The organism is Pseudomonas sp. LBUM1674, from assembly GCF_059695635.1.
The window spans coordinates 3587220-3598830 of sequence record NZ_CP166779.1 but is presented as its reverse complement, the minus strand read 5'-3'; the positions used below and the strand labels follow the sequence as shown (position 1 = coordinate 3598830).

Annotated in this window: 9 protein-coding genes; 4 read left to right on the top strand and 5 right to left on the bottom strand. The window is 59.0% G+C overall.

Annotated elements, in window-relative coordinates:
• The first annotated feature begins 22 nt into the window (after nucleotides 1-22).
• Genes ACA067_RS16535 through ACA067_RS16525 form a run of 3 tightly spaced genes read left to right on the top strand, consistent with a single transcriptional unit; the run spans nucleotide 23 to nucleotide 5256 of the window.
• Nucleotides 23-502 (top strand): hypothetical protein, encoded by a 480-nt coding sequence (locus ACA067_RS16535; protein ID WP_497457571.1) that lies wholly within the window; start codon nucleotides 23-25, stop codon nucleotides 500-502.
• Nucleotides 503-553: 51 nt separating this feature from the next.
• A complete protein-coding gene (locus tag ACA067_RS16530) occupies nucleotides 554-4447 on the top strand; it encodes an RHS repeat domain-containing protein (RefSeq protein WP_497457570.1) in 3894 nt (1297 codons plus the stop codon).
• Nucleotides 4447-5256: an RHS repeat-associated core domain-containing protein gene (locus tag ACA067_RS16525; RefSeq protein ID WP_497457569.1), complete on the top strand. Its 810-nt coding sequence runs from the start codon at nucleotides 4447-4449 to the stop codon at nucleotides 5254-5256. Before ACA067_RS16530 ends, ACA067_RS16525 begins: the two co-directional genes overlap by 1 nt.
• 84 nt (nucleotides 5257-5340) lie before the next feature.
• Here ACA067_RS16525 and ACA067_RS16520 read toward each other — a convergent pair whose 3' ends face one another.
• Nucleotides 5341-5625 carry a response regulator transcription factor gene (locus ACA067_RS16520; RefSeq protein WP_497457568.1) on the bottom strand — a complete coding sequence of 95 codons (285 nt, stop codon included), beginning with the start codon at nucleotides 5623-5625 and terminating at the stop codon, nucleotides 5341-5343.
• A gap of 336 nt (nucleotides 5626-5961) precedes the next feature.
• Here ACA067_RS16520 and ACA067_RS16515 point away from each other — a divergent pair, with 336 nt between their 5' ends.
• Nucleotides 5962-7149 carry a pyridoxal phosphate-dependent aminotransferase gene (locus ACA067_RS16515; RefSeq protein ID WP_497457567.1) on the top strand — a complete coding sequence of 396 codons (1188 nt, stop codon included), beginning with the start codon at nucleotides 5962-5964 and terminating at the stop codon, nucleotides 7147-7149.
• 146 nt (nucleotides 7150-7295) lie between these two features.
• Here ACA067_RS16515 and ACA067_RS16510 read toward each other — a convergent pair whose 3' ends face one another.
• Genes ACA067_RS16510 through ACA067_RS16495 form a run of 4 tightly spaced genes read right to left on the bottom strand, consistent with a single transcriptional unit; the run spans nucleotide 7296 to nucleotide 11495 of the window.
• A complete protein-coding gene (locus ACA067_RS16510) occupies nucleotides 7296-8273 on the bottom strand; it encodes a 2-hydroxyacid dehydrogenase (protein ID WP_497457566.1) in 978 nt (325 codons plus the stop codon).
• A 20-nt stretch (nucleotides 8274-8293) separates the two neighbouring features.
• Nucleotides 8294-9592 (bottom strand): MFS transporter, encoded by a 1299-nt coding sequence (locus ACA067_RS16505; protein ID WP_497457565.1) that lies wholly within the window; start codon nucleotides 9590-9592, stop codon nucleotides 8294-8296.
• A 45-nt stretch (nucleotides 9593-9637) separates the two neighbouring features.
• On the bottom strand, nucleotides 9638-10720 hold the full coding sequence (locus ACA067_RS16500) for a sugar kinase (RefSeq protein ID WP_497457564.1): 1083 nt from the start codon (nucleotides 10718-10720) through the stop codon (nucleotides 9638-9640).
• Nucleotides 10713-11495 (bottom strand): sugar phosphate isomerase/epimerase family protein, encoded by a 783-nt coding sequence (locus tag ACA067_RS16495; RefSeq protein ID WP_497457563.1) that lies wholly within the window; start codon nucleotides 11493-11495, stop codon nucleotides 10713-10715. Before ACA067_RS16495 ends, ACA067_RS16500 begins: the two co-directional genes overlap by 8 nt.
• Nucleotides 11496-11611 lie beyond the last annotated feature (116 nt).

Genomic DNA, 11611 nt, shown 5'->3' with positions numbered 1-11611 from the left:
GAATGAGCGAAGGAGCGATGTAATGAAATTTTCTAAAATGCTTGCCGTTGGAGTAATGCTGGTCAGTGGTCCAATGCATATGGGATGGGCGTGGGCTGAAACCCCAAAAAATAATAACGCGTACATCAGTATTTCCCAACATGCAGATGGCGGTGGTAAGAGCTGCATTGTTTCAGCTGAAAAAACGGCGACGTTCTACATGGGGGATACTACTTGCGATAATGACGAGGCGTCTTATTTTCAGCTAAATAATGTTCCGTCGGCGACGAAGATCACGTTTACTTCAGACAAGGACTGCGTAGGTAGCAGTCGGTGGTATTATGAGCTGACGACGATTGTTCACCCCACCTCCTCGATCTGGTTGTCCATTCCTAACCTTCACAGCAAAATGGTCGGTGACATTGTAGTAAAAGGTGTGAGGCTGACATATAAACATGGCGATGGCGGTAGTATTAAGGGTAAGTTGTCCTGTGTGGGGATAATAAGGTCGTTACAGCCGTGACGGAATCCGTTGAGGATGCGATATTTAATTAAACACTGCGAGACACCTGATATGACCACTTCAACTTCAGTACACTCCAACGCCTTCAACTTCATGAGTTTCCTTGAAGGCGGCGTCGACCCACGCACCGGGCTCTATACCGTTGCGATCACGTTGCCCGATGTCAAAACCAACGATCTGCGCGGCCCGGGCATGCCACTGGCGCTGACCTACAATCCACTCAATACCCTGGACAGCGGTTTCGGCATGGGCTGGAACCTGCAGCTGTCGCAATACACCCTGGGTAAAAACATCCTGTCGCTGAGTACCGGTGAAACCTTCAAGGTCACCGGCAGCGCCGGCATGCAGTTGTTGATGAAGGAAAAGAAGATCGACAGCTTCCATTTCTACAAAATGGACGACGGTCGTTATAAGGTGGTGCACAAGTCCGGCATGGTCGAGATCCTCAAGGAATTCGGCAGCAGCGAGAACCGGGTGGCCCTGCCCGTGGAGATCTATTCACCCGAAGGTCACAAGGTCACGCTTGATCATGTGCCGTTCAGTGGTTTGCATCATATCCTGAGCTGGATCAAGGATGACTCGGGCCAGACCCTGTTGTCGGTCAAGCGCGAGAGTTCGTCGGTCGAGGTGCTGCTGCAGCCGTTCGCCGGCCCCGATGGCGACCCGTTGGCACGCTTTGTCATGACCCTGGGGAGCTCCAGCAAATACGTTGAAAAGATCACCCTGCCCACCGAAAACGACGCGTCCTGGCGCTTCGGCTACAGCCTCAAGAATGATCAGTTGTGCATCAGCTCGGTGGAGACCCCCACCGGCGGGCGCGAGGTCATCCTCTATGAAGACCTGGGTCATCAGTTTCCGGCGGGCAGCAATAACAGACCGCTGCCGCGGGTGACCGGTCACCGCACGTACCCCGGCTTCGACCAGCCGATGATCGAGGTGGGCTACACCTATCCGGGTGAGAAAAACTTCCTGGGTTTCGGTCTTTCCCTATCCTGGGACGACGACGGCCTGGACAATCTCTATAAGTACATCGGTGCCTACGAGTACGTGTGCGTTGAATCGCTATTGATCACCGACGCCCCCACGGAAGCGGACCCGAACCCGAAACCCAAAGCGGTACGCACCATTGAACGCACATTCAACCAGTTCCACCTGCTGACCAGCGAAACGACCACCCAGAACAACAACGTTCAGAAAGTCGAGACCACGTATGACCTGAAACCCAACGTCTCGTTCGAGGAACAATCCACTTACTGTCAATTGCCCCACGAGGTCAAAACCACCTGGACGCTGCGGGACAATGTCACCCGCCAACGCAGCGAAACCGTCAAGAGCACTTATGACACCCACGGCAACCTGCTGACGCAGACCCAGGCCAATGGCGTGGTCGAAACCAGCACCTGGTACCCCGCCGCTGACGCCAATGACTTTGTACGGTACATCAAGCAGCAGACCGTCACCCCGGCCGCGTCGCCCAACGGCAAGGCGCCGACACTGGTCACCCGTTACACCTACAAGACGTTGCCGCCGCTGACCGGCAGCCCCGTAGCGGCCTGGCTCACCCCCGAAAGCGTGACCCAGGTGCAACTGGAGACCAGCGGTGAAACCGAACTGCAGCGCACGCTGTACACGCACTTCAACCAGCCGGGCGATGGCTTCCTGCATGGTCGCATCGAGCGGCAGACGGTGACGATGAAAGGAAACGACTCCATCACCGACTATGGCTACGCCAAGCTCGACAGTGCCGTGTTCAAGGAAAGTGTGCTGCAGACGACGGAAACCTTCACTGGTTTTGACCACGGCAAAGACGGTAGAAACGTAAAAAAGGTAACGACCCTCCAGCATTCGCTGCTCAATGGCGAACCCTTGCTCAATCGCGATGATAACGATGTCGAGATCCGTTATACCTACGACTCGCTGCGCAGGGTGACCAGCGAAACGGTGGCGCCGTGCACTGACAGTGAAGCCACTCGGCGCTATGAATACCAACTGTGCGCCAACACTGGCGACCAGGCGGAACAACAACTGTTCGATGTCAAGGACGTGAAAACCCGTACGAAGTTCGACGGTCTCAACCGGGCGGTCTACGAGGAGCGGGATGATGCCGATAACCCGACCCGCGCCAACGAGCCGCGCCAGGTCTACGCCGCAACCTATGACCCGTGGGGCCATCTGGTCGAAGAGACCGAATACGATTGGATGGCCGAGGACGATTGGCTGGATCGCGAGCGGGCCCTGACCAGTCGATTCGACTATGACGACTGGGGCGCGCAACGCTGTGTCACCGGCCCGGACGGTGTGCAAACGTTCGAAGAAACCGACCCGATCGGGTCAGTCGAATCGAAGGGGCCGATCCAGCGCAGCTGGCGCGTGGGCACCGTAGGTGAGCCGCTGATCAGTGGCGTCACTGAAACATGGCTCAACCTGTTCGAAAAGCCGGACCGCACGCAACGGTTCGATCTGGCCGGGAAGCTCGAGAGCCAGCATCAGTACTTTTATGACGGGCTTGGGCGCACGGCCAAGGAAATCGTCGGTTTTGGTGAAGTCCAGCGCGAGACGCTCTACAGCTACGATGCCTTTGACCGGATGATTGCAAGCACCCTGCCGGGTGGCGCCGTGGTTCGACGCAGCTACGCCGCGCACAGTGCCGGGGATTTGCCGATTTCGATCAGCGTCGACAACATCCTCCTTGGGGAGCAGGTATTCGACGGCCTGGACCGCATGTACGAATCGGTCACCGGTGGTCGCAAGCAGGTTTTTACCTTTAAACCGGGGCAAACCGAACCTGACACGGTCACGACCCCTGGCAGCCAGGTCATCGAGTATGACTATCAGCCGCAATTGGGCACCGAGCCTGTGCGGCGGCGTCTGCCCCAGGTCGACGGCATCCTGGGCGAGGTTGATGAAGCCCGCTACGACTACGATCCGAAAAACGCACGGCTGCTCTTTTGCCAGGAGCAGGGCTTGCAGCTGACCCGTGAGTACTACAGCACCGGTGAGCTCAAAAGCGAGTTGCGAGTCGTGGAGGACGGCGAATACATCATGAATTATCGGTACAGCCGCCTTGGCCGATTGCTGGGTTATACCGATGTCCTGCGTCAGGCGCAGAGTTATGAGTTTGACGCCCAGGGCCGGTTGCAAAAGACGCAGTTGGGTACCACCGTTTCGACCTTTACCTACGACTCGCTGGGACAGACGGCAAATATCCATACCCGCGACAGTCTCAGCGGCCAGAGCGTAGGTATTACCCTGACATACGATGAGTTCGGTCGGGAAACCCTGCGTGCTTTCGACCTCAACGGGGTCAAGCAGACATTGAAGCAGGTTTACAACGATGTCGATGGCCTGAAGCAACGAACCCTGAAGGAGGGGGACACCACGCTGCGTGACGAAACCTATGGGTATGATCTGCGCGGGCGACTGATCAACTACGATTGTACTGGCACCCAGCCCCCGGTGGATCCGTATGGCAAGGCCATCACCCGTCAGGTGTTCTCGTTCGATGCTCTGGACAACCTGAAGCTGGTGATGACTTACTTTGGAGCCTTATTCAACCGGGCGATATATGCCTATGGCAACACGGACGACCCGGCGCAACTGACCAAGGTCACGAACTCCCATGAGGACTACACGAAGCAGATCGACCTGGTCTACAACGTTGACGGTCACCTGGTCAGAGACGAAGAAAGCCGCACCCTCGAGTACGACGCCCTCGGCCGGTTGATCAAAGTCAGTGGCCTGCCGGGTGAGACACCGGGCAGTTATCACTACAGCCCGCTGGATGAGGTGACCGGAGTGATGAGCGGTGAGGGAGGGCAGGAGCACCGTTTTTACCAGGACGGTGAGCTGGCGAACCAGATCAAGGGTGGCAATAGCAGTACCTTCGTACGTGGCGGTGGAAATGTGCTCGCAGAGCGCCAGGCAGGTGCTGACCCAAAGTCCTGATGCTGGCCAGTGATCATAAGAACACTGTGTTCAGCGAAGTGCGCAAGGACGGGCGTCAGGACGTGGCTTACACGGCCTACGGTCACTCGGCGCCAGACGGTTCGTTACGCTACAACGGCGAACGGTGTGAGGCGCAAACCGGGTGGTATTTGTTGGGCAATGGTTATCGGGCTTATAACACTGGCTTGATGAGGTTTCATAGTCCGGACAGTTTGAGTCCGTTTGGGGAGGGGGGGCTCAATTCGTATATTTATTGTGGGGGCAATCCGATTGATTTGTTCGATCCGACGGGGAGAATCGCTGTGTTCGGTTGGCTGTCAAGGCTTGGATCATGGTTGTCAAAAGCTTTCTCGACGGGAGGAACGAAAGCTGCTGGTTCAGCGCGCAGTAGTCTGAGTAGCCTCGAAATGACAATGTTTGAGCCTTCTAATGTGGGAAGAACTGCGTCTAAAGTGGCAACGGCGGGAAGAACTGCGTCTAAAGCGGCAAAATCATCGACCCCTTCCGCTCTTAAAGGCAGTGTTGTTGATGGGAACGTAAAGGGGGGGCTCTTCGAGGGCTTGAAAAGAGGGGCCATTAAACCCGAGCGCATAAAAGTAACTGACGAAAAGCTCGCTCAGCGTGCTCCCGTGAAAGGAGCCAAGTTGGGTGATGCGCTTGAAAATCCGCAATCCGGTGCGCAGCGAATTCAGTCTCGACTAAAGAAAGGTTTGTTGAAGGATGATGTTCAAACTGAGGTGAGTAACGTGCGAGGGCCGAAGAGTCAGAGGGCGGAAGCGACTAAAAGCATCGGGGGAAATGTGTACTAGGAAACCGCAGTAAATTTGAACCCAGGTCCATGCTCGCCGCAGAAGCGAGCATGGACCTGGCTCAACGGCAGACGGGTGTCGCGTTCAAGGCAAATCAATCAACCCCAGCTCCAGCGCTTTGACCACGGCCGACCCACGCGAGCTCACGCCGAATTTGCGGCGGATATTGGCAAAATGATAATTCACACCGGCTTCGGTGCAGTTGAAGATACGTCCGATCTCCCAGGAGGATTTACCAGCGGCACTCCACTGAAGCGCTTCCTTCTCTCTCGCGGTCAGTGCTATGGCGGTGGGTTGCTCCGGCACCTGATGTTGGCTATAGGCCTGAACGGGTGATGACTGGAGTGTGTCTGAATGGGCACGGTACATGTCGGGTGACTCCCCTCTATCGTCAATGATCGCGGGTGCAGCTCCATCGTCTTGATCCGAAATGGCAAGATTCGCGCGGACGTCCTTCAGAGGCCTGCGCAGGCAGCTGACGGTTCGACCTCCTTATAACGCGAATAAAATATCTTGGGACCTGTCACAAATTACAGGTAGGCGGCCTCAGTCGTCGTAACCCCCTGAATCTTTTGTCTTCCGCCCTCGAAAAAAACTTCAATGCCCACAAACTGGCGTCTCGTGCCGTGGATTTAAACGCCATGGTGGCGCAATTCGTGTTTTGAGATAGGGTTGACTCAGGAACCTGCGCGATTGGAGAACTACATGCGCTACTCAGGCTTGACCCAACGCATCGCCGGAGAAGGCGCCGCGGCCTGGCAAATTCATTACCGCGCGCTGGAATTGCGCGAACAGGGCGTCGATGTACTGCTGTTGTCGGTCGGCGATCCGGATTTCGATACCCCCCAACCTATCGTTCAAGCCGCCATCGACAGTTTGTTGGCCGGCGATACCCATTATTCGCAAGTACGCGGCAGCCCGGGGCTGCGCGACAGCATCGCCCGTCGACATCGCCAGCGAAGTGGTCAAGCGGTGGACGCCGATCATGTGATCGTATTGCCCGGTGCGCAGTGCGCGGTGTATTCGGTGGCGCAATGCCTGCTCGATCCGGGGGACGAGGTTATCGTCGCGGAACCGATGTACGTGACCTATGAAGGCGTGTTCGGTGCCATCGGCGCGAAAGTGGTGCCGGTGGCGGTGCGTCCGGAGAATGGATTTCGGGTCGACCCGGCGGATGTCGCGGCCCGTATCACGGCTAAAACCCGGGCGCTTGTGCTCAACAGCCCGAACAATCCTTCCGGGGCGAGTTTGTCGCTGAAGATCTGGCAGGAGCTGGCGTCGCTCTGCGTTCGTCACGACCTGTGGCTGATCAGCGACGAGGTCTACAGCGATCTGTTGTACGAGGGCGAGCACATCAGCCCGGCCAGCCTGCCGGGCATGGCCGAGCGCACGGCGACGATCAACAGCCTGTCCAAGTCCCACGCCATGAGCGGTTGGCGGGTGGGCTGGGTGATCGGGCCGAAACCCTTGGCTGATCACCTGGAACACCTGTCGCTGTGCATGCTGTTCGGCATTCCGGATTTCATTCAGAACGCAGCGCAATTGGCGCTGGACCAGGATCTGCCGCAAGTGGCGATGATGCGCGAGGAATATCGCCGGCGTCGCGACCTGGTGTGCGCGAGCCTGAGCGACTGCCCGGGCCTGCGGCCGATCCGCCCCGATGGCGGGATGTTCGTGATGGTCGATGTGCGCCAGACCGGGTTGTGTGCCCAACGGTTCGCCGAGCGGTTGCTGGAGGGTTATGGCGTGTCGGTGCTGGCCGGGGAGGCGTTCGGGCCGAGTGCGGCGGGGCATATCCGGATTGGGTTGGTGGTGGATCAGAGAAAGCTCGCCGATGCGTGCCGGCGGATTGCGCTGTGTGCTTCGCAGCTGCTGGAGGCGCGGCGGGCCTGAAAGGTGTTGTGTTGTTTGTGCCGGCCCCTTCGCTGGCAAGCCAGCTCCTACAGGGGATCTGCTGCGTACACAATACCTGTGTCCAATGCAGATCCCCTGTAGGAGCTGGCTTGCCAGCGAAGGCTATCTCATAAACGCTAGATCCATCAGGCCTTCCACGCTTGCACATTCACCAAATTAGCCGGCCGCTCACCCGCCAACGCCGCCAGCAGATTATCCACCGCACACCGGGCCATTGCCTCGCGCGTCTCATGGGTCGCCGAGCCAATGTGCGGCGTCGCCACGACGTTATCCAACTGCAATAACGGCGACTGCGGGTTCAATGGCTCACGCTCGAACACATCCAGCCCCGCCGCGCGAATCTGCCCGTCACGCAGGGCCTGGATCAGTGCCGTTTCATCCACGACCTTGCCCCGGGAAATGTTGATAAAGATCGTTTCCGGCCCCATCAGTGCAAACTCTTCAGCACCAATCAGCCCTTCAGTCTCGGCCGTCAGCGGCAATGTCAGGCAGACGAAATCAGCTTCCTGCAACAACTGCGCAAGACTACGGTACTGCGCATCGAATCGCTGTTCCACCGCCGGTTTCGGCGAGTGGCTGTGATAGATCACCGGCATGCCAAAACCGAAATGCCCACGCTGGGCCAGTGCCTCACCGATCCGCCCCATGCCGATGATGCCCAGGGTTTTGCCGTGCACGTCGGTGCCGAATTGCGCAGGGCCGACATTACGCGTCCATTCGCCGGCGCGAACCAGGTTGGCCAGTTCCACTACACGCCGGGCAGTCGCCAGGATCAGCGCGAAACCGGTGTCGGCGGTGGTTTCGGTGAGCACGTCCGGGGTGTTGCTGAGCAGGATTCGCCGTTCGGTCAGGTAATCGATGTCGTAGTTATCGACGCCCACCGAGACGCTGGCGATGGCTTGCAAATCAGGCGCGAGGTCGAGCAATTCGGCATCCAGCTTCAGGCTGGCGCCGAGCAAGCCGTGGGCTCGGGGCAGGGCATCACGCAGCTTGGCCAGGCCTTCGGCGTCGAGGCTTTCGATCAGGGTCACTTCGGCCTGCTCGCGCAGCCGCGCCATCAGCAGCGGTGAGAGTTTTTTGTATAGAACAACCTGCTTTTTCATCGTCGTCATCTCAATATAATTCAGGAATGCAGGGGAGCAGGGCGCTTCACACTGACCGTGGGCCGCTCCCGGTCACTGGCGCCGGGCTTGAGAAAAATCGTCAACACCACCGACAGCATCAATGCGCCGCTCATTAACAGATACGACGCGCCAGGCGAACCGGTGGAGCTGTTCAGGTAACCGACCAGGTAGGAACCGCCGAACGAACCGAGGGCGCCCATGCTGTTGATCAACGCCATGGCGCCGCCCGCCACGTTGGCGGGAAGGATTTCCGGGACGATGGCAAAAAACGGCCCGTAAGGCGCGTACATGCAGGCGCCGGCAATCACCAGCAAGGTGTAGGACCACCAGAAATGTTCAGCACCGAGGGCGTAGGAGCCGTAGAAGGCAATCGAGGCGATCAGCAGCGGCGGCCAGACAAAGCGTTTACGTTTTTGCAGTTTGTCCGAGCCCCAGGACACCAGCAGCATGCCGATCACAGCCGCCAGGTACGGCAGCGCCGACAGCCAGCCCGCTTCGATCATGTCCATTTGCGCACCGGCCTTGAGGATCGACGGCAGCCAGAGCACGAAGCCGTAGACGCCAATGCTCCAGCAGAAAAACTGCAGGGCCAGGATGATCACTTTGGGCGAGCGGAAGGCTTCGGCATAGTTCTTCACGGCCTTGATGCCCACCTGTTCGGCCGCCAGGGCGCTTTCCAGATCCTGTTTTTCCTGGTCACTGAGCCACTTGGCCTGGGCCGGACGATCGTCGGCCAGACGCCACCAGATAAACGCCCAGAACACCGCCGGCAAACCTTCGATGATGAACATCCAGCGCCAGCTGTAATGCTGCACCAGGTAGCCCGACACCACCGACATCCAGAGCATGGTCACCGGGTTGCCGAGGATCAGGAAGGTATTGGCGCGGGAGCGTTCGGCACGGGTGAACCAGTGGCACAGGTACACCAGCATCGCCGGCATCACCGCGGCTTCGACCACGCCGAGCATGAAGCGGATGACGATCAGCCAGTAGGCGTTGGAGACGATACCGGTCAATGTGGCCAGGCCACCCCAGAGGATCAGGCTGACGAAGATCAGCTTCTTCACGCTGTGCTTTTGTGCGTAGATCGCCCCTGGTACCTGGAAGAAAAAGTAACCGAGGAAGAACAGTGCGCCGAGCATCGATGACAGGCCGGGGGTGATCATCAGGTCCGCCGCCATGCCGGAGGCGGCGGCGAATCCGTAGTTGGCGCGGTCCAGATACGCCAGGCTGTAGGTGATGAACACGATGGGCATGATGTACCACCAGCGGCGGGCGGCGAGGGTAGCGGTTTTCATGGTGATGCTCCTGAGCTTGTTGTTTTTGTCGCAGCAGGTAACGGTTTAAAAATCTTCAGTGACCGGGCGGGCCTCATCGCGAGCAAGCTCGCTCCCACAGGGATTGTGTGAACTCTGCAGATCCCCTGTGGGGCATGGAGGGTGTGAGCGCAGCAGATCCCCTGTGGGAACGGGCTTGCCCGCGAAGGCGGCTTCGAATTCGGCAGACATCTCGGATCGGCTCGGCAACCCCTCCATATCCCCCCGACTCTGCACCGCCCGGCTGCCAATCCAGTTGGCGCGCTTCACGGCGTCGGCAAAGCTGTGGTTTTCCAGGAGGGCGCTGATCATGCCGACGGCAAACCCGTCACCGGCACCGACCGTATCGACTACGGTTGCCACCGGCACGCCCGCGACAAATCCCTGATCCAGATGGGTGCGGTAATACGCCCCATGCGGCCCCAACTTGATCGCCACGGCTTCGGCGCCCTGGTCGAGGTAGAACGCCGCGATGTCGGCCGGGTCTTCGAAACCGGTCAGCAAGCGACCTTCGCTCAAGCCCGGCAGCACCCAATGGGCGAGGGCGGCGAGGCGGTTGATTTCAGTGATCATCTGTTGCGTGCTGGCCCACAGGCTCGGGCGCAGGTTCGGGTCGAAGGACACGCTGCGCCCGGCCTCGCACATGCGGGTCATCAATTCGAAGGACATTTCCCGGGCCGTGGCAGACAGCGCAGGGGGAATGCCGGTGGCGTGCAGGTGCCGGGCCTTGAGCAATTCAGGCACGATCGACTGCGGCGACAGGTGACTCGCCGCCGAACCGCGGCGGAAATACTCGACCACCGGGTCGCCACCGTCGTCGGTGCGGGACTTGAGCTGAAAACCGGTCGGGTGGGCGCTATCGATGGCGACCTTGCTGCAGTCCAGGCCTTCTTTCTCCAGGGTGTCGATGACGAACCGACCCAGGGAGTCGGCGCCGACCCGGCTCAGCCACGCCACCTTGAACCCCAGTCGCGACAGGCCGATGGCGACGTTGCTGTCGGCGCCGGCAATGCGTTTGTGGAAATGACCGACCTCGGCCAGTTCACCGTTCTGCTCGGCGACGAACATTGCCATGGTTTCGCCAAACGACAGGATATCGAAGTCAGACATGAGCGCGCTCCAGGCGTGGTTGACCGAGGCGGGCGAGGGTGGCGACGTGCTCGGTGGTGAGTTGCAACAGATCCTCGCCTTGCAGCGGATATTCCGCCGCCCGCATCACGCCTTGGGCCATGTGCCGCAGCAGTTGTTCCCACAGCTGCAAGTCGCTGGCGGTAGGGGGCATGGCGACCAGTTTGCCATCGGCGCGGCGCGATACGGCTTTGCAGTGCACATAACCGACGTGGCGACCGAGCAGCCGCGCGGCGTTGGCGGCCGGCTGGTCCTGCCAATGCCAGTTGCCGATGTCGAAGGTCATCTGGATCGGCAGATGGTGTTGCTCGACCTTGGCGAAAAAGCGCTGGAAGGGTTCGATGCGCCCGCCATGCAAGGTCTGATCGTTTTCCACCAACAGCTGCACGGCGCTTTTGCTCAGTACCTGATTCAGGGTCTGGAGGTCGCAGGTGTCGGTGAAATAGCCCAGGGAAACCTTGAGCCATCTGGCGCCAAATGCCTGGGCGCGCTGCAGGGCGGTGGTCAGTTCGGGATTGGGTTTCGACTGGCCGGCCAGCCACAATTCCATCGGCGAGGAATACACACTTTCCAGGCCTTGGGCGCGGGTGGCGTCGGCCAGTTGCAACGGATCTTCGACGGTCAACAGTTCTTCGCGCCATTCGATGCGCGTAGCGCCGGCGGCGGCCAGGATGTCGATGAAACTGCCCTGGCCGCGCTGGCGTACCAGATCGGCGCCGTAGCTGGACAGGCTGATGGAGACGGGTGGTTTATTCATTGTTATATACCTCTGAAACCGGTTTCATTTTTGTTCAAAAAAAATGGAGGGTGCTTTGTGGTGACTGTTGTGACCCCTTCGCGAGCAGGCTCGCTCCCACAATGAACTTTGTTGGA